Origin of the sequence: Paenibacillus sp. FSL R7-0331 (assembly GCF_000758645.1) — a bacterium.
In the GTDB taxonomy this organism is placed as follows: Bacteria; Bacillota; Bacilli; order Paenibacillales; family Paenibacillaceae; genus Paenibacillus_AQ; species Paenibacillus_AQ camerounensis.
In genome coordinates this window covers 5344722-5368025 of sequence record NZ_CP009284.1, presented here as the reverse complement: position 1 = coordinate 5368025, position 23304 = coordinate 5344722, and the positions used below count along the sequence as shown (strand labels likewise).

At 51.3% G+C, this 23304-nt stretch carries 21 protein-coding genes; 17 read left to right on the top strand and 4 right to left on the bottom strand.

What is annotated here, in order from left to right; genetic code table 11:
- Window positions 1-6: 6 nt before the first annotated feature.
- A complete protein-coding gene (locus R70331_RS23120) occupies window positions 7-996 on the bottom strand; it encodes a LacI family DNA-binding transcriptional regulator (RefSeq protein ID WP_042179542.1) in 990 nt (329 codons plus the stop codon).
- A gap of 213 nt (window positions 997-1209) precedes the next feature.
- On the opposite strand from R70331_RS23120, the gene R70331_RS23115 reads away from it, so the two are divergent.
- The 3 genes from R70331_RS23115 to R70331_RS23105 all read left to right on the top strand — a co-directional run bounded on the left by R70331_RS23115 (window position 1210) and on the right by R70331_RS23105 (window position 4052).
- On the top strand, window positions 1210-1770 hold the full coding sequence (locus R70331_RS23115) for an RNA polymerase sigma factor (protein ID WP_331281489.1): 561 nt from the start codon (window positions 1210-1212) through the stop codon (window positions 1768-1770).
- Entirely contained in the window at window positions 1767-2945 is a 1179-nt protein-coding gene (locus R70331_RS23110) for a hypothetical protein (protein WP_042179538.1), read from the top strand. The genes R70331_RS23115 and R70331_RS23110 overlap by 4 nt, the downstream gene beginning before the upstream one ends.
- Window positions 2946-3035: 90 nt before the next feature.
- Window positions 3036-4052, top strand: a complete 1017-nt coding sequence (locus tag R70331_RS23105; protein ID WP_042179536.1) for a LacI family DNA-binding transcriptional regulator — start codon at window positions 3036-3038, stop codon at window positions 4050-4052.
- A gap of 929 nt (window positions 4053-4981) precedes the next feature.
- Here R70331_RS23105 and R70331_RS23100 read toward each other — a convergent pair.
- Window positions 4982-5935: a sugar kinase gene (locus tag R70331_RS23100; RefSeq protein ID WP_042179533.1), complete on the bottom strand. Its 954-nt coding sequence runs from the start codon at window positions 5933-5935 to the stop codon at window positions 4982-4984.
- 357 nt (window positions 5936-6292) lie between these two features.
- Here R70331_RS23100 and R70331_RS23095 point away from each other — a divergent pair, with 357 nt between their 5' ends.
- The 5 genes from R70331_RS23095 (at window position 6293) to holA (ending at window position 10807) form a co-directional block, all read left to right on the top strand.
- Window positions 6293-6934 carry a bifunctional 2-keto-4-hydroxyglutarate aldolase/2-keto-3-deoxy-6-phosphogluconate aldolase gene (locus R70331_RS23095; protein WP_039876193.1) on the top strand — a complete coding sequence of 214 codons (642 nt, stop codon included), beginning with the start codon at window positions 6293-6295 and terminating at the stop codon, window positions 6932-6934.
- Window positions 6935-7069: 135 nt separating this feature from the next.
- Entirely contained in the window at window positions 7070-7348 is a 279-nt protein-coding gene (locus R70331_RS23090) for a hypothetical protein (protein WP_042179531.1), read from the top strand.
- 273 nt (window positions 7349-7621) lie between these two features.
- Complete coding sequence (locus tag R70331_RS23085; protein WP_039876188.1) at window positions 7622-8173, top strand: RNA polymerase sigma factor; 552 nt, start codon at window positions 7622-7624, stop codon at window positions 8171-8173.
- Window positions 8170-9417: an anti-sigma factor family protein gene (locus tag R70331_RS23080; protein WP_042179529.1), complete on the top strand. Its 1248-nt coding sequence runs from the start codon at window positions 8170-8172 to the stop codon at window positions 9415-9417. Before R70331_RS23085 ends, R70331_RS23080 begins: the two co-directional genes overlap by 4 nt.
- Window positions 9418-9787: 370 nt before the next feature.
- Window positions 9788-10807 carry a DNA polymerase III subunit delta gene (holA, locus tag R70331_RS23075; RefSeq protein WP_042179527.1) on the top strand — a complete coding sequence of 340 codons (1020 nt, stop codon included), beginning with the start codon at window positions 9788-9790 and terminating at the stop codon, window positions 10805-10807.
- A gap of 194 nt (window positions 10808-11001) precedes the next feature.
- Here holA and rpsT read toward each other — a convergent pair whose 3' ends face one another.
- Window positions 11002-11274 (bottom strand): 30S ribosomal protein S20, encoded by a 273-nt coding sequence (rpsT, locus tag R70331_RS23070; protein ID WP_039876184.1) that lies wholly within the window; start codon window positions 11272-11274, stop codon window positions 11002-11004.
- A gap of 337 nt (window positions 11275-11611) precedes the next feature.
- Here rpsT and gpr point away from each other — a divergent pair, with 337 nt between their 5' ends.
- The 6 genes from gpr (at window position 11612) to R70331_RS23040 (ending at window position 18681) form a co-directional block, all read left to right on the top strand.
- Entirely contained in the window at window positions 11612-12622 is a 1011-nt protein-coding gene (gene gpr / locus R70331_RS23065; RefSeq protein ID WP_042179525.1) for a GPR endopeptidase, read from the top strand.
- A 212-nt stretch (window positions 12623-12834) separates the two neighbouring features.
- Entirely contained in the window at window positions 12835-14181 is a 1347-nt protein-coding gene (locus R70331_RS23060) for a stage II sporulation protein P (RefSeq protein ID WP_042179523.1), read from the top strand.
- Window positions 14182-14226: 45 nt separating this feature from the next.
- Window positions 14227-14700 (top strand): hypothetical protein, encoded by a 474-nt coding sequence (locus tag R70331_RS23055; RefSeq protein WP_042179521.1) that lies wholly within the window; start codon window positions 14227-14229, stop codon window positions 14698-14700.
- Window positions 14701-14981: 281 nt separating this feature from the next.
- Entirely contained in the window at window positions 14982-16796 is a 1815-nt protein-coding gene (gene lepA, locus R70331_RS23050; RefSeq protein ID WP_039876177.1) for a translation elongation factor 4, read from the top strand.
- A 128-nt stretch (window positions 16797-16924) separates the two neighbouring features.
- The gene (gene hemW, locus R70331_RS23045; RefSeq protein ID WP_042179519.1) at window positions 16925-18097 is read left to right on the top strand and encodes a radical SAM family heme chaperone HemW; all 1173 of its coding nucleotides are present in this window, start codon (window positions 16925-16927) and stop codon (window positions 18095-18097) included.
- Between the two features lie 92 nt (window positions 18098-18189).
- Window positions 18190-18681 (top strand): N-acetyltransferase, encoded by a 492-nt coding sequence (locus R70331_RS23040; protein ID WP_042183115.1) that lies wholly within the window; start codon window positions 18190-18192, stop codon window positions 18679-18681.
- Between the two features lie 85 nt (window positions 18682-18766).
- On the opposite strand, the gene R70331_RS23035 is transcribed toward R70331_RS23040, so the two are convergent.
- Window positions 18767-19489: a hypothetical protein gene (locus R70331_RS23035; protein ID WP_042179516.1), complete on the bottom strand. Its 723-nt coding sequence runs from the start codon at window positions 19487-19489 to the stop codon at window positions 18767-18769.
- A gap of 223 nt (window positions 19490-19712) precedes the next feature.
- Between R70331_RS23035 and hrcA the strand changes: the two genes are divergently transcribed.
- The 3 genes from hrcA (at window position 19713) to dnaK (ending at window position 23303) form a co-directional block, all read left to right on the top strand.
- Window positions 19713-20744 (top strand): heat-inducible transcriptional repressor HrcA, encoded by a 1032-nt coding sequence (gene hrcA, locus R70331_RS23030; RefSeq protein ID WP_042179513.1) that lies wholly within the window; start codon window positions 19713-19715, stop codon window positions 20742-20744.
- Window positions 20745-20793: 49 nt separating this feature from the next.
- Window positions 20794-21369, top strand: coding sequence for a nucleotide exchange factor GrpE (gene grpE / locus R70331_RS23025; RefSeq protein WP_231576346.1), 576 nt, complete (start codon window positions 20794-20796; stop codon window positions 21367-21369).
- Window positions 21370-21467: 98 nt separating this feature from the next.
- Window positions 21468-23303 carry a molecular chaperone DnaK gene (gene dnaK / locus R70331_RS23020; protein ID WP_042179510.1) on the top strand — a complete coding sequence of 612 codons (1836 nt, stop codon included), beginning with the start codon at window positions 21468-21470 and terminating at the stop codon, window positions 23301-23303.
- The last annotated feature ends 1 nt before the right edge of the window (window position 23304 follow it).

The window sequence follows — 23304 nt, the reverse complement described above, 5'->3', positions numbered from 1 at the left end:
CCTGTCTCAGATGCTCCTTACGGATTCTCTTTCCACAAAAGTGCTAAGCACAGCAATATTCTCCGCAGGCTTCTGCGGATCGGCAATCCGGCTGAGCAGTGTGGCTACCACCCTCTGGCAGGAGTAACCGATATTGAGATCCATTGTAGTAAGCGGAGGGGTTGAAAGAGCGGATATCTCCGTGTTGCCGCTGCTGAGAATGGAAACGTCCTCCGGCACCTTAATCCCGCGCTCCTGCAGCAGACGGATCAGCTCTATAGCCGCGAAGTCATGCTCACAGATAAAAGCGGTCGGCAGCCCGCCTCCGGCAATCAGCCCGGACAGCCTGCTCCCAAGTGCATCATCACGCTCCCAAAAAATCGCCCCGCCAGCCGGCAGGCCATGCTCCTCCAGTGCGGAGGTGATGCCTGTTTTCTTTTCCTTGTTGCGGTATGCGCTAAGGTTTCCAACAAAACCGATATTGCGGTGTCCACGGTCAATCAGATACTGGCACTGCTTGTATCCGGCATGGAGGAAGCTGAACCACACACTGTCGAAATCATAGGCCGGTGAGTACCCCACATACAGAATCAGCGCCGGAATCTGCTTATGAATAAAGGAAATATAGTCACTGTTAAATCTGCCGATAAAAATAACCCCGTCGAACTTGTAGCCTTTACTTAAACGGTAGGGCAAGGCCAGCCTGCTCTGGTGCTCCTTATCGACAAATTCAATGCTGTAATCCGTATCGGCCTGCTGCAGCGCCTTCTCGATCCCCTGAACCTTATAGCTAAAATTGCTGTTGTCATGCTGGTAGGGCTTCTGGTGCAGCACCAAAATTTTCGGAGGAGCGGCTTTACGGGGACGGATATAGCCCATCTCCGCTGCTTTTTCCACAATCTTGGCCTTCATTTCCTCGCTGATGCCTCCCTGATCCGCCAGCGCCCTGCTGACTGATACCGGAGACAGCCCGAGCGCCTTGGCGATATGGGTCAGTGTTACTTTTTTGTTTGCCACAATAATCCCCCGTTTTTGCTGTACAACACAGCAGCTTATGCCTGAATACTGTTATTATATTCCTGTATTACACAGGATACAACGCAAGAAAACGTTAGAATTAACTTAAAAAACAATTTATTTTAAGTTTTAATTACAATTTTTTTTCGGTGTTTAAGGACTAAATATATTTTTGGAAGATTGAGGGAACCAAATGCAGGCCGGAGAGTCTTATTGACCAAAGAGGTGAGAGTGAAGATGCACAGTGAAGAATTGCCTTACGCCGTAGCCTATGCGCCGTCCATGACGCTGCGGGAAATGATGGAGACTTACGGGCGGGATGTGTGGAATTATGCATATTTTCTGACCGGCAGCCGGGAGCAGGCGAATGACATCAGCCAGGAGGTGTTCCTGAAGGCGCACCGCAATATCGCCAAATACCGGGGCAGTGCCACCCTGAAAACCTGGCTGCTGACGATTACCCGCAACAGTGCATTCAGCTGGAGACGCAACAGCTTCTGGCACCGTTTTATTCCGCTGGGGAAACGCCATACTCCCGGACAAGCAGGGTCTGCAGAAAAAGAAGCGCTGAGCAAGCAGTATGTTAACCGCATCTGGGAGCTGATTATGGAGCTGCCGGATAAGCACAGGGAGGTGCTGGTGCTGGAGATTCAGCAGGGATTGTCCACTGCAGAAATGGCGGCTCTGCTCGGAGTAGCGGAAGGAACTGTAAAATCCCGGCTGTCCCGGGCCAGGGAGAAAATGAGAAAAGCGCTGGAGGAGGATGAGCGATGAAGCACAGACAGGCAGAAAACGCAGGAAAAGTAATGACAGAACAGCCTGAATGGTACCGGGAGGCCGGACGCAGTCCGTTCGCGGAAGACGGGTTCACCCCGCAGCTGATGGCCCGGATCGAGCTTGCCGCTGAGCGCCGTAACGGGGCGGGAAAGGTTATTATGCGCAGGCGCATTGGTATTGCTGGAGTGACAGCAGTGCTGCTGCTTGGTGTGCTGCTGTGGCCGCTTGCGGGCGGCGGGAAAGAAAGCGGGGATGGTCCGCTGGCCATTTGGAACAACAAAAGTGGTGCTGCAGTCCAGCCATCTGTACCGGCCGCTCCTTCTCCTTCACCTGCTGCGCAGAGGAGTTCGGGATACTTCAGCAAGGTGAATTTTGAGCTTGGCGGATTGAAGTATGTGATGTCACTGCCAATCGACAGGGACGAGAGATCCGCACAGGCAGTGGAGACTCCACTGGGGATTGTCTGGTCACCGCCGCCCCCTAAGGCCGATTACCTCAGACCCGGATATACCCGGAATACAGAGCCTTATGCTCTCTATCTGACTCCTAAGGGCCATACCGATCTGTCTGCAGAATCCGCCCAAAGACTATATACATTTCCTTTGTATGCGGGCGGTGCACAGACCTATTTTGCCCTGGGATATCTTTTCAGTGCGGGAGATTATCTGGTATTTACAAATGGGGCTTATACGGTCGGGGAGGTAAAACAGCATAGTCCCGGTAAAATATCTGCACTGGATCTCAGAAAAGCCTCTGCAGGAGAAGTGACTGTTCCGTTTGATCTCTTTACATTCAATTCCTCTGATTATAGTCTTGATCATGCATTTATTGCTGCTGATCCGGATCGGAATGAGCTGCTGCTGGTTGATTATAAAGAGGACGGGAATGGCGGTTTTATTCAGCACAGCAAGCTGTACGAAATAACAACCGGGAAGAGTGATGTGCTTCCAGAAACAGTTACTACAGAAAAGAAAAAGCGGCCAACCAAAGTGCATTACGGTGAGCTGTCCATTACTACTGAGGAAGATTATTATGTGGCTCATTATGAGGTTAACGGTGAAAAACGGACAGTGGATATCAGTATGGCCACAGGTGAGCAATGGTTTTATGACTGGTGGTATGATGAACACGGGGAGAAGATCGATGCCTCCACAATAAAGAAAAAACTTTAGTTCATTTCATCTGGATAATTTACTAAAAAAAAGCTATACTTTTGATAATATCAAAGGTATGGCTTTTTTATGCGGAGTGGAGCGGAAAAGATGAAAAAACTGACGATTGAGGATGTTGCCCAGAAGGCGGGAGTCTCAAAGAGCACAGTCTCACAATTTTTGAATAAACGGTTTAAATACATGAGCGAAGCAACCAAGAACCGGATTGCCGATGTGATCGAGGAACTGAATTATCAGCCGAACGGCCTGGCCCGCAGCCTCAAGCAGAACCGTACGCACATGGTCGGCATCATTGTCGCCAATATCGACTATTCGCTGTCAATCCAGTGCATCCGGGCGATAGAGAATGAGCTGCAGCGCCGCGGCATCCAGGTCATTATCTGCAATGCCGACGAGAACTCGGATAAGGAAAACACATACGTGGAGACGCTGGTGGCTCGTCAGGTGGACGGGCTGATTATTTTTCCGACGGGTCACCAGTCTGCGGCTTATACACGGCTGATAGAGGCGGAGTATCCGCTTGTGTTCATGGACCGGCTGGTTGAAGGGGTAACGACCCAGAGCCTGCTACTGGACAATGAAATGGCCGTCAAGACAGCGGTCAAGGAGCTGACCCGTAACGGTCATGAGGCTATCGCCATCCTGTCCCTGCCGCTCGGGGAGAACGCAATTACCCCGCGCAAGGAACGGATGAGCGGCTATAAGAAGGCGATGGAGGAGGCCGGTCTGCCGCTGAATGAGCGTTATATGTGCAGCGTACCCAGAGAGCAGATCTCGGCTGCGCTGGATGAGCTGTTGAACGGTCCGCAGCCGCCGACGGCGCTGATTGCCGCCAATGACCTTGTGCTGGGCGAGATTCTGAAATATGCGAACCGCCACGCTGTCGCCATTCCCGGCCGTCTGTCTGTTATCGGCATTGATGATGCCGAGTTTGCCCTGATCTACAATCCGGCGATTACAACGATCCGCCAGCCGGCTTACGAAATGGGCATGCAGGCCGCGAAGATCATGTTATCGCTGATCGAGGATCAGGATGCTGCGGTTCCGATTACGTACCGCTTTCCGCCTGCGCTTCAGCAGGGACAGTCTGTACAGCCTCCGGTGTAAAGAAGTTGGAGTAAAACGGTTTATTCTCCCAGTGCCAGGCTAGGCCTGGATTTTCGAGCTGAACTGCCTGTGCCAAAGGTTGCGCTGGACAAGTTTAGAGGTTGCTTATGGAGGGGAGCGTAGCTTCCTTCTTTTTTGAGTTCTATGACTCTTGCGATTCGGAAGTTTGCGTGGAGTAGTGTTGCTTGGGCAGGCTACATACCTGTGAGAACGCTGCGTGAGTACGGGGTGTATGGAGTAGCTTGGCTTGAATAGAGGGAAAAATCCCACTAAGTAAGCGGTAGATGGCCAGTTTGCGGGTGAATAGAGGGAAAAATCCCACTAAGTAAGCGGTAGATGGTCAGTTTGCGTGTGAATAAAGGGAAAAATCCCACTAAGTAAGCGGTAGATGGCCAGTTTGTGAGTGAATAAAGGGAAAAATCCCACTAAGTAAGCGGTAGATGGCCAGTTTGCGGGTGAATAGAGGGGAAAATCCCTTTAAGTGAGCAGCAGATGGCCAGTTTGCGGGTGAATAAAGGGAAAAATCCCTTTAAGTGAGCAGCAGATGGTCAGTTTGCGTGTGAATAAAGGGAAAAATCCCTTTAAGTGAGCGGCAGATGGCCAGTCTGCGAGTGAATAGAGGGAAAAATCCCTTTAAGTGAGCAGCAGATGGTCAGTTTGCGGGTGAATAGAGGGAAAAATCCCACTAAGTAAGCGGTAGATGGTCAGTTTGTGAGTGAATAAAGGGAAAAATCCCTTTAAGTGAGCAGCAGATGGTCAGTTTGCGGGTGAATAGAGGGAAAAATCCCACTAACTGCAGTCCATCCGCTCAACTAACTATCGCTGTAAAAGCCATAAACAAACAGGAGTGCTCCCGGCATAACGCCGCTGGAACACTCCTGTTTTTACAAATGAATGATTGCTCTTCTGCGTGCCGTCAGCAGTAACCTTTATACGCCGGCGCCCATGAAGCTCTCCAGCTTGCCGCGGGTCGGCAGTCCGTCCATGTCTCCGGGAGACATTACGGCCAGCGCGCCGATGGCATTACCGCGGCGTACGGCTTCAGCTACAGTAAGCTTTTCCAGCATGGCACTGATTACGCCAACGGCGAAGCCGTCACCCGCACCTACTGTATCGACAACCTCTTCTACCTTGAAGCCGTCCACATAGCCTTCTGCTCCGGCAGAGGTTTTGTAGTAAGCGCCTTCAGGGCCCAGCTTAATTACTACGAGGGATACCCCGCGTTCCAGATAGTAGGCGGCAATTTCCTCCGGTGTTTCAAGGCCGGTCAAAATTTTGCCTTCACCCAGGCCCGGCAGGAACCAGTCACAGCGGGTGGCGAGATCATTGATGGTAGCTACCATAGTTTCCTTGTCAGGCCACAGGGTCGGGCGCAGGTTCGGATCGAGAGAGACGGTTTTACCGTTCTTTTTCATAAATTCCATAGCATGCAGAGAGAACTCATGACAGGTCTTCGAGAGTGCGGAAGAAATGCTGGTTACATGCAGATGGCCGGCGGAAGCAAAATAAGCCTCATCGAAGTCTGCCAGGCTCAGCTTGGACGCGGCGGAGTTTTTGCGGAAATATTCAACCTTAGGGTCTCCGGTCAGCACCTTGGATTTGATCAGCATTCCGGTAGGAGCTTCCTTGGTATAGGTGATGCTGTCTGTATCAATATTTTCTTTGTTCAGGGCCATGGCAATGAATTGCCCGAAATTGTCTTCGCCCAGCTTGGTAACATATCCTGTTGTGTGTTCGAGGCGGGACAGACCGGTTGCTACATTGCTTTCTGCTCCGGCCAGCGCCTTTGAGAACGAGGTTGCCTCATGCAGCGGTCCTGCTTCATTCGCATAAAACATCGCCATCGGCTCGCCAAAAGTGACGGCGCTTAGTTGTTTGCTCATCTTCATATTCCTCCCCAGGGCAATCCTGAGATTCCCTGTATAATGATTAGTAACTTGAAATTATCACATAAATCGGTTTTGTTCAATAAGCCAACGCTCATTTAACGGTATGAATTTTCGGCGCAAAAATGTAACAAAAGAAAAAAACCTTTATTTATAAGGGTTTTTCTTAGATTTAAAGCGGCTATCCTCCGTTTGAATAAAAAACGTATTGACTGTTTGCAGGATTATTATTACTATTTCCATAGAAGCTTTCGTAAGTGTGTTAGTAAATGAGATAAAATAGTTTATCTAAATAAATGTTCTATGATGTACACCTGTTTTATATTACGTATTTATTAAGAGAGGACGTTTAAGATGAAGAAAATAAAAGTATTGCAAAACCTTACCTCTGTCGGTGTAGTAGCGGTTATCCGTGCTGACAACGCTGATGATGCCTTTAAAATGTCGGCTGCCTGTATCGAGGGCGGATTGACGAATATCGAGGTTACCTTTACGACTCCGGATGCGGATGTGGCGATCAAACGCCTGGTGGCTGAGTATGGCAGCCGTGCTGTAATCGGCGCAGGTACTGTACTTGATCCGCTGACAGCCCGGATTGCGATTCTGGCAGGGTCCGAATTTGTGGTCAGCCCTTCTTTTGAAGAAGAAACGGCTAAGATGTGTAATCTCTATGGTATTCCTTACATGCCGGGCTGTATGACGCTTAACGAAATGAAGGAAGCACTGAAGCTTGGCGTGGATGTGCTGAAGCTGTTCCCTGGCAGCGCCTTCGGACCGGATTATGTTAAGGCAGTCAAAGGCCCGATGCCGCATGTTAACATCATGCCTACCGGCGGTGTAGATCTGAACAACATGGGCAAATGGATCGCGAACGGCTGTATCGCTGTGGGAATCGGCGGCAACCTGACTGCTCCGGCCAAAGAAGGCCGCTACGACCAGATTACGGAGCTGGCTGCGCAGTATGTAGCTAAGTACAAAGAGGTAAAAGGCCTGTAACAAATAATCACTTGAACTGTCCCGCCTCTCTATAAGGTGGGGCAGTTTTATTTTTTCCCTACATCTAAATGAAATAGTGATGCTTTCCTCCGATTCCGGGCAATACTTACAAAGACAGCAGCAGGCAGTCTGCTGATGATCAGGAGAATGTCCCTGAAGACGGAGGGGGCCGCTATGCCCGGGAATGACAAGCACAGGACGCTGTACCGTACGAATAATGAAGAAGAGGCTGAGTATGTGCAGATTATCTCTGCGGTCCGGGGCTGCAGGGTGACAGCAGGACTATTGTACAGATTGCACCGTAACCATAGTAATCCGCAGCTTTTTGAACAGGGGGAAATCTATGTGGTGGATGACGACGGCAAGGACAACTACGCTGTACTGATGCTGTGCACTACTATAATGTATAAATAAATCAGGCTGTCTCCGGGTAAGCGTACCTGACGGGCAGCCTGTTTGATTTCATTTTTGTCATAAACTTCTGTAAAAGAGTATTTGAAGATTCAGCGCTTCCCTTGTATGCTTAGTAAGGATTATGGGCGGTTTACGGACTTGCCCCGGAACGGAACCGGTGGAGGTTCAAGACGTATTATGTAAAGTTTGGCATCTTTAAAATAATGATTACAGGCTTGCAACAAATCAGCAGTCTTGCGCGTCAGTAAGATTGCATAGAGAGGGGGAACCTTCGTGGTGGAGCAGGGACTCATCAGAGCCGCTCAAGCGGGCGATCGCGACGCTCTAATCACCCTATTGCGGGAAATTGAAGGACATGTGTATAAGACGGCTTTCTACATTTTGCATAATGAACAGGATGCTTTGGATGCATCACAGGAAGCGCTTATCAGAGTGTATACCAAAATCAATTCCTATGAGGAAAAGGCCCAGTTCAAAACATGGGTTCAGCGGATCGTAACCAACATCTGTATTGACAAATTCAGGAGATCGAAGCCTACTGTTTCTATCGATGAGCACGAAATGGTGTTCCAGGATAATAAACATAATGTAGAGCGCGAGGTCATGTCCGGTTATCTGGCGGAGGATATCCGCGAGGCCATTGACCAGCTCCCAGAGCATCACCGGACGGTGATTGTACTAAGGTATTTGCAGGATTTTTCTTACAACGAGATTGCAGACTGCCTCGACCTGCCGCTCAACACGGTGAAATCTTACCTGTTCAGGGCCAGGCAACAGCTGCAAAATAGACTTCAGGAGTATCAGAAAGGTGGTGTATCAGGATGAAGTGTACGGAGGTGACGGAATGGATGCACCGCTATCTGGATCATGATCTCAGTCCCGAAGAGACTGTGGAAATGTACCGCCATATCGATAATTGTCCTTCCTGCGCGGAAGTCTTTGACCGGCTGACTATGCTCTCTGAGCAACTGGAGCAGCTGCCGGATATTAAGCCTCCTTTTAGTCTGGTTGACTCGATTCTGCCTCAGCTTGAGAGAATAGACTCCGGAGTTAAGAGTTCAAGTGCAGAAGCCCCGGAAGAAGGCAAGGTCATTCCGATGACACGCAAGAATATGCACGGTAAAGCTGCAAAAGGTACCTCCAGAGCAGCTTCCATGGCAACGCGGACAGGCATAGGTGCAGTTGCTGCGGCCATTATATTGCTGTTCGCAGTGTTTAAAATGCCGGACAGCCTGCCGTCGGCTGATGTGGAGATGTCGCTGAATCAGGCGGCTGATACAGCCTCAAGCAGTGAGCCGCTGAGCAAGATGGCAACGGAAAACGCGGATACGGCTGCAACCGGAGATGAAGCCGGAGGTGCGTCACTGTACCAGATGGAGATTCAGGCTACTGAATCTGCAGATGCCGCCGACGGCGGGGCGGCAGATACCGCTGCTCCGGCTGCGGCTGACACGGTACCGGCAGCAGAGGCAAGTGCGCCTGCTGCTACGGATAAAGCTGCTTCAGCCAAGCGGGACACTCCGGTTACTCGCAGCACGCAAGCGGCAACGCCTGCTCCAAGGGCTGATGCCAGAGGGGGAAGTGGCAATAACGGCAATAACAATAACGCGCAGGACGCCCGGATATTCGGCGGCAGTGCTGCTAATGCACCTGCAGATACGGCTGACACACCTGCGCAGGATCCGCAGCAGCCTCCTGCTGCTCAGGAGGCAGGTGTTATGGGGATTCTGCCGGCGCTTGTATCACCTCACGGGTCATGGAGCTCTCCGGACGGGCGTTATGCTGCCGAGCTTGCCGGACAGCAGCTGGTAATCTACAGCCTGCCCGCCGGAGGACAGGCGGAAGAACGGACAGCGGTGACTTCGCTGCCGCTGGATGGGGCCTGGGTATCTGGTTCCTGGTCGGGGGACAGCCTGCAATTCACTTATGTGACTATGCAGGACGGTACAGAGGTTACTGAGGTGTATTCAGCGCCTGCTGCTCCGGCATCTGCCCTGCCGTCTGCTTCGCCGGCCAGTCCGGCGAGTGCGGGCCCGTCACCGGCCAGCACGGCTCCGGCCAATAAATAATTGTGGATTGGAACGTTTTGGGGGTACCCCGAATATGCTATGGTATGAGGACAGGAATTACAGGATTTGCGAGATTCATCGGTATGACCGGCGGAAGCGGGGTTTCTAGAGCCTTTTCCTTTCGTCGTTTATATAGATGCGCCGCTGAAACGGAGCAACTTTGGCCCTGGCTGCCGAGGTTGCTCCGTTTTTGTATTTTTGCGCCGGCCGCCCGCCTGTGAACTTTCACGGATGCCAGGGTGGGGTCATGAACATTCAGGTAGCTGCTAAAAGCATTATGCACAACCTATGCAGCGCATTTTCTGTTAAACTAAAGAAACGTATGCATCTGATGATTTTACTGAATTGAATTGGAAAAGGAAGTGGCAGGATGGATGCCAAAGCGGCGGCCAAGGACATTAAACAAGGAAAAATTTCACCGCTATACGTGCTTTACGGCAGTGAAAAATTCCGGATGAATGAATTTGCGGCCTTCCTGGAGGATCATCTGATCGCCAAAGAGGACCGTGACTTTGCAGTAATTCCCTTTGATCTGTCAGAGACGCCTGTTCAGGCGGTAGTGGAGGAGGCGGAGACTGTTCCGTTCATGGTGGAGCGCAAGCTGCTGCTGGTGCGGGATGGCTCGCTGTTCACTGCCGGTAAGGAGAGTGCCAAGATTGAGCACCGCGTTGAGCTGCTAAGCGATTATATACAGTCTCCTGCCGACTTTAGCGTCATTGTGTTCCTTGTGAATAATGATAAGCTGGATGAGCGCAAAAAGATCGTCAAGGCGGCGAAAGCCGCCGGGACAGTGCTGGCATTCAACCCGCTCGGTGCGGAAGAGCTGCTGCGCTGGGTTGAGAAGGGCTTCAAGGACCGCGGCTGTTCGGTCGCGCCGGGAACTGCTGAGATATTGGTAGCCAGTGCAGGCACCGGTCTGCAGGGCCTTTCTGCGGAGATGGACAAGCTGTCACTGTTCGCCGGAGCCGGCGGAACAGTGGATGCCGCAGCGGTGGAAAGCCTGGTTCACCGCGGCACGGAACAGAATGTATTCACGCTGGTGGAGGATATTGCGAATCTGCGCCTGGATAAGGCGCTTGGTACGCTGTATGAGCTGCTGAAGCAGCGCGAGGAGCCGATCAAGATTGCCGCACTGATTGCCCGGCAGTTCCGGATTATTCTGCAGGTTAAGGACCTTTCTGCACTCAGCTATTCGCAGGCGCAGATTGCTTCACAAATCGGAGTACACCCTTATGCTGTCAAGCTGGCCGGTGAGCAGGCCCGCAAGTTCGACAGCCGGCGGCTGCGGCAGATTTTGAGCGGCCTGGCTGACCTTGATTACCAGATGAAGACCGGAGCCATCGACAAGGTGCTCGGGCTGGAGATGTTTATGCTGCGCCTTGGGGCATAATGCCGGTATGTTGCCGTTCAATACGGTGTCCGGCCCAGGGGCAACCCAAGAGCCTGACTTTATCCGCCTGTTCAGCGGGTAAGGCAGGCTCTGTTTTTTTGCAGGTAAGCACGATGGATAGAAGACACAAAAAAACCTAACCGTATGCAGCATATCGGTCAGGTTCTTATAGTGCTCACTATGAAAGTCGCTAATTAGGCTTGAGCCTTAAGAGCGTTCAATTTCTTCGCCAAGCGGGATTTTTTGCGGGCAGCCGCATTTTTATGAACCAGACCTTTAGTTACGGCCTTGTCCAGCTTTTTGGAAGCAGCTTGGATAGCAGCTTGAGCAGTTTCAACTTCCGTTCCAGTCAGAGCTACATCAGCAGTTTTCACAGCTGTACGAAGCGCGGACTTCTGGGAAGCGTTCAAAGCACGACGTTTCTCGATCGTCTTGACGCGTTTAACCGCGGATTTGATATTTGGCATTGCATTCACCTCCTGGAAGACATTCGAAATCAACAAATGATTCACAACTTAAAATATCTTAGCATGCCGGGGGGCAAAATGCAACACTAAAAGCTATTGAAAAAGCCTGCGGCTACCCCGCACGATACAGGAAGAAGGCTATGCTGTGTGTCTTGCGGCATATAACAGCCTAAAGTTTGCTTGGCTGTACGATTTATCCATACCCTTTTGCATAAACACCGCGCTTCTCCCGCACACTATGCTCACAAAACTTAAGCATATGCTTCCGAAGTGAGTTTTGAACGAGGCTCCCTCAATGAAGCGTATGCTCACAAAACTTTTAGGAGGCTGAACTAGGATGGAACTGGATCTTCAGCTGTATTCAGTACGCACGGACCTTGCGGTAGAAGCCAAGGAAATTGCCCAGGGGCCGCAGAAAACGCCTATACCAGGTGTGAATGAAGAGGTAGAAGAAGCGGGCGGTATTAAGGTCACACGGCTTGGCGTGGCTACTGCTGCAGGCTCCCAGGCGATCGGGCGGGCGCTCGGGAACTATGTAACACTGGAGGTTCCGGCGCTGCGCGGCGGGGATACCGGGCTTCAGCAGAAGGTATCGGTTGTATTCGCCCGCGAATTCGAGCAGTTCCTTACCCGGATCGGCATCAACAAGGATTCTTCCGTATTGATTGTCGGTCTCGGCAACTGGAATGTAACGCCCGATTCCTTGGGACCGCTGGTAGTGGAGAATGCACTGATTACCCGCCAATTCTATGAGCTTGTACCTGACCAGGTCTCTCCGGGGTACCGTAATGTCAGCGCAATCGCTCCGGGGGTGCTAGGCCTGACCGGCATTGAGTCCAGTGAGGTTGTTCAGGGAATTGTAGACCGCACCAAGCCTGATCTGATCATTGCTATTGATGCACTGGCCTCCCGCTCGCTTGAACGGATTAACACGACGATTCAGATTGCCGATATCGGCATTCACCCCGGTTCAGGCATCGGCAACAAGCGCCGCGGGCTGACCAAAGAGATTCTGGGAGTTCCATGCATTGCTATCGGCGTGCCTACAGTCTGCTATGCTTCGACGATTGTTAATAACGTACTGGAGATGATGAGCAATCATTTCGGCCAGATGGGCGATGGAGGAGCACACACCAAGGAGATCATGGGCATGCTGGACGATATCTCGGAGCAGGAACGGCTGCAGCTGGTAAAAGAGGTGCTGGAGCCCCTCGGGCATGACCTCATTGTCACCCCGAAGGAAATTGATGAATTCATTGAAGAAATTGCCAACATTGTTGCCAGCGGCCTGAATGCTGCGCTGCATGATGCAGTTGACCCTGGAAATGTCGGCGCATATACCCACTGACCCGGTGTACAACGGACGGCCCGGATAAGCAGCCACGGCGGCAGCTTGTCCGGGCTTTTATGTGCCGGTTTCTATGTCTGCCCGGACAGGAGACAACGGCTGGCTTGGCGTTATGCTCTATTAATCCATCTCTTTGAGTTCTACTATTCTCTTCCTGCTCATAGATTTGAAATATAAGAGATTACAGAGGGCTGGAGGAGGACATAACAATAATGAACAGAAAATGGTTTCAGCTATGGAATATCGGCAGGCTGCGCGGAAAACTGCTGGACGTTCTGTCGCTGGGGAGAACAATGCTGCTGCTGGCCGGAGGTTCACTTGTTTTTTTCATGCTGCTTGGCGCCGGCGGACTGGCCGGAACGAAGCTGAATACATCACCTGTTCCTTCTATGAAAGGGCTGGCGTCTTCATTGTCCAGCGGATTCTTTATGGAACTGCTGGGGATGGAGGTGCCGCATTTGCCGAAAAACGGAGAGGCATCAGCCTTCTCAGCGCCCAAAGTAACTTCCTTTGTATTCCGGATGCTGACAAGCGTTGATCCCGGCAATCCAAAAAGCCTGCTGTCGCGCGAGGTGCCGGGCCTTGCCGCCGATGACCCCTTCCTGCTGCGGGAAGGTTCAGGCGGAACGGCAGGTGCTCCTGCCGATTATCATCCTGGTACGGATGAGCTGGCCGGCGGGGAGTCGGATGATCCCGGAGCCGGCACTGCTGATCCTGCCAAGGATACTGATGCTGATCCGGAGCCGGACAAGCCTGCCGGTGACTCTGTGGTACAGCCTCAGCCGACAGCTGCGCCGGATAACGGTATTTCTGCAGAACAGGGCAGCAGCGGCGGAGCCGGCCGGGACAGCGGTGCGACGGAGGATACCTCTATTAAACGGGTGCTCGTCTACCATTCCCATCCGCGTGAAGCCTATAATCCGCTGCTGGGAGCAGAAAGTGAAAATCCCAGCTCCGCCTCCCCAGCCAAAAATGTGCTGCTGGTAGGCTCCTATATCACTGACAGGCTGGAGCAGCGCGGGATCGGAACGGTTCATGCAAAGGATGATTATGCAACCGAAGTACCGGATTACAACTGGAACTTTTCTTATAAATATTCCCGGATCACTATTAAGGCGGCAATGGCAGCTAACCAGGAAATGACCGAGCTGATCGATATCCACCGTGACTCACAGCGGCACGGCAAAACGACAGCAGTTATTGATGGAAAAAGTTATGCACAGGTGTACTTTATTCTCGGGCATGCCAATAAGGACTGGAAGAAAAACGAAGCCTTCGCCAATTCCATTCATCAGCTGCTGGAAAAAAATTATCCGGGCCTCTCGCGCGGCATCTGGGGGAAGTCCTCCGGCAACGGCAATAATGGAGAGTATAACCAGTCTCTTTCACCTAACAGTGTATTAATAGAAGTCGGCGGAATCGACAATAGTGCTGAGGAGCTGAAGCGGACGGCTGATGTTCTGGCTGATGCGATTGCTGATGTATACTGGAGCAGCCATGATGCGGAAAAAGCTGCTGCACCTGACAAGAGCGGCGGTTCGGAAGATAGCACTGAGTAACATAGAACCTTATTAACAAGAGAGGGAGAAAGGAGTGGGCTGGACATGTCCCGTTTCGGCAAAAAACTGGTTGTGATCGGCGTGTGGGCGGGTATCGGCATATTGATAGGTCTGCAGTTCGGCGGCAGCGGCACAGCTAGGACGGAGACGGTAGCTCCGGGCTGGAACGGAGCAATAGGGGGGCAGCAGGCGGGGCAAGCTGCTGCTGCTGGCACCGTGAACGTGCAGAGCAGCCCGGCCTATGTCTATGTGCCGGTTGCCGTTGATCCGGTGACCGGCGCCTATACGGCACTTCCTGCGGTCCAGCCGCAGTCTACAGCCCAGACTTCTGCCGGCGGCAGTACACTGCCGCAGCAGGAGGTGCAGGACTATAATACGCTGACCCCGGAACAGCTGCTGATCCCCGGAGATCAGCAGCCGGGCATTGATGTGCTTGCGGATAAGACAGCCGGTCTGCTCCAGCAGGCTTCGCAGAAAAGCATCCGCTGGATTGTCTCCCTGTTCGACTCTGCCGATTAGTTACGCTGCAAGGACGAAAGGCCTCAGAAGGGGCTTTTTTGAAATATAAGAATTTATATGTTTTACGCTATCAATAATCCTTATATTTCTCGCAGGAACGGTTACCGCCTTCTCAGAAGGACGGCATAGCCGTTTCTACTTGTCATTTGTTGCATAACCGCAATGCTTATTGCGGGGCTGTGCGCTGCTTTCTTTACTTTCCCGGCTGAACGGGATTGATGGGGGAAGCGCGTACTGGTATAATGAGTGGATTAACATAAGGCTGTCTGTGGGGGTAAGGAATGACTGACGTTCAGAAAAGACAACAACAAATCCGCAATTTCTCGATTATTGCACATATAGACCATGGTAAATCGACTCTGGCCGACCGTATTCTTGAATATACGGGCGCACTCAGCTCACGCGAAATGCAGGAGCAGGTGCTGGATCAGATGGATCTGGAGCGTGAACGCGGGATCACCATTAAGCTGCAGGCTGTACGCCTGACTTACAAGGCTGATGACGGCCAGGAGTATTTGCTCAACCTGATTGATACTCCGGGACACGTCGACTTCACTTATGAGGTCTCCCGAAGCCTTGCTGCCTGTGAAGGAGCACTGCTGGTTGTTGATGCTGCCCAGGGGATTGAAGCGCAGACACTGGCTAACGTATACCTTGCGCTGGATAACAATCTGGAGATTCTGCCGGTCATTAACAAGATTGACCTGCCGAGTGCCGACCCGGAGCGGGTCAAGCAGGAGATTGAGGATGTAATCGGACTAGACGCCAGTGAGGCTGTGCTTGCTTCAGCCAAAGCGGGCATCGGGATTAAGGAAATCCTGGAGCAGGTAGTGAAACAAGTTCCGGCTCCTACCGGTACTGCCGAAGATCCGCTGAAGGCGCTGATATTTGACTCCCATTACGATCCGTACAAGGGCGTTATCGTCTATGTCCGCGTTATCGACGGTAAGATCCGCGCCGGATCAAAGATCAAAATGATGGCTACTGAAAAAGTATTCGAGGTTATCGAAGTCGGTTCCTTCATGCCGCGTATGACGATTGTGGACGAGCTTAACATCGGGGATGTAGGCTTCATCGTTGCCGGTATCAAGCATGTCGGCGATACCCGCGTCGGGGATACGGTAACAGATGCTAAGAATCCGACACCGGAGCCGCTGCCGGGTTACCGCAAGATCAATCCGATGGTATATTGCGGTCTGTATCCGATTGAAACCTCGGATTACAATGATCTGCGTGAAGCGCTTGAGAAGCTCCAGCTGAATGACGCCTCGCTAAGCTTCGAGCCGGAGAGTTCAAGCGCCCTGGGCTTCGGCTTCCGCTGCGGATTCCTTGGGCTGCTGCACATGGAGATTATTCAGGAGCGCATTGAGCGCGAGTTCAATCTCCCGCTGATTACGACTGCACCAAGCGTTATTTACCGGATTATGCTGACCAACGGCGAAATGCTGCAGATTGACAACCCGTCGAACTATCCGGAGATCGGTACCATCGATTATGTAGAAGAGCCTTATGTCAAAGCTGCAGTAATTGTCCCGAATGATTACGTAGGTACCGTAATGGAGCTTTGTCAGAACAAGCGCGGGGAATTCGTGAATATGGAGTATCTGGATACCAACCGGGTAACCATTACTTACCAGATTCCACTATCGGAAATCGTATATGATTTCTTTGACCAGCTGAAATCAGGCACAAAGGGCTATGCTTCCTTCGACTATGAGATTTCCGGCTACCGCCAGTCCAATCTGGTGAAAATGGATATTCTCTTGAACAACGAGCAGGTTGATGCCCTGTCGTTCATTGTCCACCGTGACCGTGCCTACAACCGCGGCCGCATTATCTGTGAAAAGCTGCGCGGTATCATTCCACGGCAAATGTTCGAGGTGCCGATCCAGGCATCGGTCGGAACAAAGGTTGTGGCCCGTGAGACCGTTAAGGCGATGCGTAAGAACGTCCTGGCCAAATGCTACGGCGGTGACATTTCCCGTAAGCGGAAGCTGCTGGAGAAGCAGAAGGAAGGGAAGAAGCGCATGAAGCAGGTCGGCAGTGTAGAGGTGCCGCAGGAAGCGTTCATGGCGGTTCTGAAGATCGACGAGTAAATAGGTTATAGGGACTCCCTGCTGCGGAGTGCACCAATGAATCAGTAATGAGACACTGTAGGGAAGCCTGACGGCTTCCCTTTTCTGGCTATATATGCAGACACTATTAACATTTAAAGGAGACAGCTATGACAGCTCATAACAATGGCCGTCCCCCTGAGGCCGTGTATATTCATATTCCGTTTTGCACGAATAAATGCTTTTACTGTGATTTCAATTCCTATGTCCTGAAGGACCAGCCGGTGATGGAGTATCTGCATGCGCTTGACCGCGAAATGGAGCTGACCGTACAGCAGACTCCGCCGGGTGTGATTAAGACGATCTTTGTCGGCGGGGGAACGCCGACTGTGCTCAAGCCCGATGAAATGGCCTATTTCCTGGCGTCGGTCCGCCGGCATTTCCCGCTGTGGGATGACAATATTGAATTCTCGATGGAGGCTAACCCGGGCACAACGGACATTGAGAAGCTTACAATAATGAAAGAAGGCGGGGTTAACCGGGTCAGCTTCGGCGTTCAGGCATTCCAGAATGAACTGCTGAGCGGGATTGGACGTATTCATAATGTTGATGATGTCTACCGCAGTCTGGAGAATGCGCGCAGTGTTGGGCTTGATAACCTGTCGGTTGATCTGATGTTCGGGCTGCCGAACCAGACCGTAGACATGCTTAAAGAGAGTATCCGCAAAGCGCTGGAGCTGAATCTGCCGCATTATTCAATCTATAGCCTGAAGGTAGAGGAGAATACGCTTTTCCATACCTTATTCAATAAAAATAAGTTGCCTCTGCCCAGCGAAGAGGATGAGCTGGAAATGTACCTGCTGCTCATGTCTGAAATGGAGAAAGCGGGTTATATCCAGTATGAGATCAGTAATTTTGCCAAGCCGGGCATGGAGAGCCGTCATAATGTAACGTACTGGCGTAACGAAGATTATTACGGCCTTGGTGCAGGGGCACACGGATATGTTAAGCGTCAGCGGCATATCAATATCAAGGGTGTGAATCCCTATAATGAAGCTTCGCGCAGCGGGCTGCCGCGTCTGGACTCCTTTGAAATCACGGAGCAGGAGGCGATGGAGGACTTTATGATGGTCGGCCTGCGCATGCGCGCCGGGGTATCAGGCAGTGCATTCCAGGCCCAGTTCGGCAAGACACTGGAGGATATTTTTGGTGCGTCGCTGCATAAATTGCTGCATGCCGGGCTGCTGGAGCATACGGATGGCACCTACCGGCTGAGCAAGCAGGGAATCCTGTTCGGCAATGATGTTTTTGGAGAATTTGTCGGACTTTTAACAGAGGTTTAATTTTATAATACCCCTTGAATTGTAATTCACCATGTTGTATATTTATTCATATTAACAACGAGGGGTGAGTTATAGTGCTTGTCAAGACGGAAATGATCCGCCAGTCGGCTCCTGCGGGAGAATCTAAGGTAATATGCAGAATTGCTACGGTGGAGGATGTGGAGCCGCTGTATTTAATGATAGAGGAGTACGCCCAGCGCGGAATTATGCTCCCCCGTTCCAGGCAGGCACTGACCCGCCAGATCGACCAGTTCGTCATCGCTGAAATTGACGGTATGTTCGTGGGCTGTGGCTCGTTGTTTAGACTCGGAAATGATCTCGTTGAAGTCCGTTCCATCGGCTTGCGCGATGAAGGCAAGGGTAAGGGTGTCGGTTCGATGATTCTGGAGAAGCTGACTGAAGAAGCAAGACGTCAAGGCATTCCTAAGATTATGGCGCTGACGTATGCAGTCGATTTCTTTCTCAGAAACGGATTCACTGTGGTGGAGAAGGAGATTTTTCCGGAGAAGGTCTGGACGGATTGTGTTAACTGCAAGAAGCAGCATGCCTGCGATGAAATTGCAGTGATGAAGAGACTGGATTAATCAGGCAGCCGAATTCTGCCGTGTAACAATATAAGCCGCTGTCCGTCAGGAGATCTATTCCTGGGAGCAGCGGCTTTTTTTAAGTTTACTTGGCATAGATCAGCTTGCGCTGCTGCTCTATAAGCCCGGCAAGCTCCGGGGTAGCGTAAGCTGGAGGATTAAAGGATCGGGATAGCGTATTATAAACGATGGTCAAGGAGGAGCCGTCCTTCAGCTCGATTTCGAGCCAGTATTTATCGCCGACCCAGCCTTTAGTATCCTTATATAGCTGATCAAACGAAATGTATTCCGATTTGGGATACTCTTGTATAAAAAGCCCGGCAGCCTCCGGTGTGAAGTCCATCAGACGGGTGGTTCCGTCCATTCCGCTGATGAAGCGGACCGCTGTAATTTTACCAGAGATATCAAGCAGATCGTTCAGGGTAACGGCTTCCGGATTGCTGTGGGCTATAAACAGCCTGTCGCCTGCCCATAAGCGGGCGGATGCCTTATACCCGGTTACCTCATACAGCGCTGTACCGGCCTCAAGCAGCGTGGAATCGCCGTCAAGCATCTCATCCCGTGGACACTGATGATCGGCTTTACGGTAAGAGATTTCCCCCAGCCGGTTACCTTTGATCTGCTCCTTGGCCGGATTGGCATAATCCTCCTGATAGACAACACCATCCCACTGCAATACAGAGATATAATCCACTTCACCGTAAAAGCAGTTGTCCTCTCTGCCAGTCTCTCTCTCATAAAACAAAGCAGCACCGGCAAGAAGCAGCATAACCGGCAGGATAATCAATATGGAGATTTTCCATTTCATGTGGTTTAACCCCTTTCCTACTATATTCAGACGGAAGTTGAAGATGGAGGTTGCAGTTATTAACGGAATATGGGATTTAAATAAGGCTGCGCCTATAATCCAAATCCGCAGTGAAACTGACTTGACAATGCTGAGGTCAGTTTGGTATTTTTGTATTAGTGGTTAGCACTCATCTGAGTAGAGTGCTAACGAATCGGAGCCGCAGCCGATAGGAGGGAATAACATGTTAACTGAACGCCAGAGAATGATCCTCAATGCTATTGTAGATGATTATATATCTTCTGCTGAGCCGGTAGGCTCACGCAGCATCTCCAAACGGGGCGATGTGGGCTATAGCCCGGCAACCATCCGTAATGAAATGGCCGATCTGGAGGAGTTAGGTTATCTGGAGCAGCCGCATACATCGGCTGGAAGAATTCCTTCTCATAAAGGCTACCGTTATTATGTGGACCATCTGGTGCCGTGGAATTCCGCAGGAACAGCAGAAATGGGCACGATTCGCGCTTTTTTCGCTGAGAAGCTGAATGCTACCGAGCAGGTTATCCAGCATGCGGCCATGATTCTTTCCAATATGACGAATTACACTTCCATCCTTCTGGGACCGGAGGTTTTTCATACTTCATTGCGCCATTTTCAGCTGCTTCCGCTTGACGGCAATAATGCCGTGGCCATTATCGTTACCAGCACCGGTCAGGTAGAGAACCGTACAGTTCAGATTCCGCCGGAGATTTCGCTCTCCGAAATGGAGAAGGTTGTCAATCTGCTTAACAGCAAGCTGGTGAATGTACCGCTCTATAAGCTGAAGAGCCAGCTCTATTCCGAGCTGGGTGAGGAAATGCAGCGTCATATCTCTCACTATGAAGAATTAATGCAGGTGCTTGACCAGGCGCTCGAAAGCGATCATGACCAGCGCATCTATCTGAGCGGGGCAGCGAATATGCTGACCCAGCCGGAGTTCAAGGATGTCGACAAGGTCAAGACGATCCTTGATCTGCTCGAAGAGACGCCGACTCTGCTGAAGATGCTGTCCCCCGTATCCGGCGGGACCGGAATACAGGTCCGTATCGGGACGGAGAATAAGCATGAGGCCTTTGCCCACTGCAGCTTGATCACAGCTACTTATTCACTGGACGGCAAGGCACTGGGCAGTATCGGCATTCTGGGTCCGACCCGGATGGAATACGCCCGTGTGATGGGCATCCTCGGGATTTTATCCCGGGATTTGACAGCGATGCTGGCACACTGGTATAAGTGAACAGAGTGTAATTGATTTGCGTGAATAATATGAAGGAGGTGAAGACAACTTGAAAGAGGAACAGATGCAAGAACCGAATGAACTGAAAGACGAAGCGGTAAATGAAACACTGGCAGCCGATGAGGCTGAAGCCGCAGTAGAGAACACGGCGGACTTCGAGGAGGCTTCAGGCGGCGGTGAAGCTGTGAAGCGCCTCCAGGAGCTGGCAGAAGAGGCCCAGGCCCGCACATTGCGTGTACAGGCTGATTTCGATAACTTCCGCCGCCGTACGCAGAAGGAGAAGGAAGAGCTGGCACAGTATGCTACCTCCAAGCTCGTTACTGAGTTGCTTCCGGTACTCGACAATTTTGAGCGTGCACTGGTTACTGCTCCGGGCAATGCCGAATCCGAGGCTTTTACCAAAGGCATCAACATGATTTTCCGTCAGCTTGAAGGTGTATTGAAGTCTGAGGGCCTCACAGCGATGGAAACAGTAGGGCAGCCATTCAACCCTGAATATCATCAGGCGATTATGCAGGTTGAGAGCGAGGAGTACGAGGAAGGCATCGTGACGGAAGAGGTCCAGAAGGGCTATCTCCTGAAGGATAAGGTTCTTCGTCCGGCCATGGTCAAAGTCAGCATGTAGTCTGTCTATATATTTCTTCTAAATTTAAGTACAACCAACCTAATGATTAATATGCTGGAGCATGAGCTCCATAACCATTTTTGAGGAGGCACATTACAGTGAGTAAAGTTATCGGGATTGACCTTGGAACCACCAACTCTTGCGTTGCCGTTATGGAAGGCGGCGAAGCCGTCGTTATTCCGAATCCGGAAGGCGCGCGTACAACCCCATCGGTTGTAGGCTTCAAGAAAGACGGCGAGCGCATCGTCGGCGAAACAGCAAAACGCCAGGCTATTACGAATCCTGACCGTACCATCGCTTCTATTAAGCGTCATATGGGTACGAGCCACAAAGAAAGCATCGACGGTAAAGACTACTCTGCACAAGAGATCTCGGCGATGATTCTGCAGAAGCTGAAATCCGATGCTGAAGCTTATCTGGGACAGACTGTTACCCAGGCGGTTATTACAGTTCCGGCATACTTCAATGACAGCCAGCGTCAAGCGACTAAGGACGCAGGTAAAATTGCAGGCCTTGAAGTGCTGCGTATCGTGAACGAGCCGACTGCAGCAGCTCTGGCATACGGCCTTGAGAAATCCGAAGACCAGACCATCCTCGTATATGACCTGGGCGGCGGTACATTTGACGTATCGATCCTTGAGCTGGGCGACGGTTTCTTCGAAGTTAAAGCTACCAGCGGTGACAACCGTCTGGGCGGCGATGATTTCGACCAGCTTGTTATGGATTACCTTGTTGCTGAATTCAAGAAGGAGCAGGGCATTGACCTGAGCAAGGACAAAGCTGCTGTACAACGTCTGAAGGATGCTGCAGAAAAAGCGAAAAAAGAATTGTCAGGTGTCCTGACTACAACTGTATCACTTCCGTTTATCACGGTTGTTGACGGCGTGCCTCAGCACTTGGAAGTTAACCTTACCCGTGCTAAGTTCGACGAGCTGACAGCAGTTCTGGTAGAACGCACACTGGGACCAACACGCCAGGCGCTTAGCGATGCAGGCATGACTCCTGCTGACCTGAACAGAATCGTACTGGTCGGCGGTTCCACGCGTATTCCTGCCGTACAGGATGCGATTAAGAAGCTTACAGGCAAAGACCCGCACAAAGGTGTTAACCCGGACGAAGTAGTAGCCCTGGGTGCTGCTGTTCAAGCAGGCGTATTGACCGGTGATGTAAAAGACGTGGTACTGCTCGACGTAACTCCGCTGTCCCTCGGTATCGAAACTGCAGGCGGCGTGTTCACCAAGATGATTGAGCGTAACACTACTATTCCTACAAGCAAATCCCAGGTCTTCTCGACCTTTGCCGACAACCAGCCAAGCGTGGAAATTCACGTATTGCAGGGTGAGCGCCAAATGGCGAACGGCAATAAGACACTCGGACGCTTTATGCTGAACGAGATTCCGCCGGCACCGCGCGGTGTACCGCAGATCGAGGTTACTTTTGACATCGATGCCAACGGTATCGTTAACGTATCGGCAACAGACAAAGGCACGAACAAGAGCCAGAAGATCACGATCACTTCTTCGAGCGGCCTGAGTGATGCTGAAGTTGAACAGATGATGAAGGATGCCGAGCTGCACGCTGAGGAAGACCGCAAGCGTAAAGAACTGGTTGAAGCGAAGAACAACGCTGACCAGCTCGTGTATTCCACAGATAAAGTCATCAAGGATCTTGGCGATAAAGTAGATGCTTCCGAAATCGAAAAAGCTAATGCTGCTAAGGACAAGGTAAAAGCGGTTCTGGAAACCGACAACCTCGAAGAAATCAACGCAGCTACAGAAGCACTTAACGAGATTGTACAGCAGCTGTCTGTGAAGCTGTATGAACAGGCTGCACAAGAGCAGCAAGGTGCTGAAGGGGCTCCGGAAGGCGCTAAAAAGGATAATGTTGTTGACGCTGACTATGAGGTTGTTGACGACGAGAAGAATCAAGGGTAAC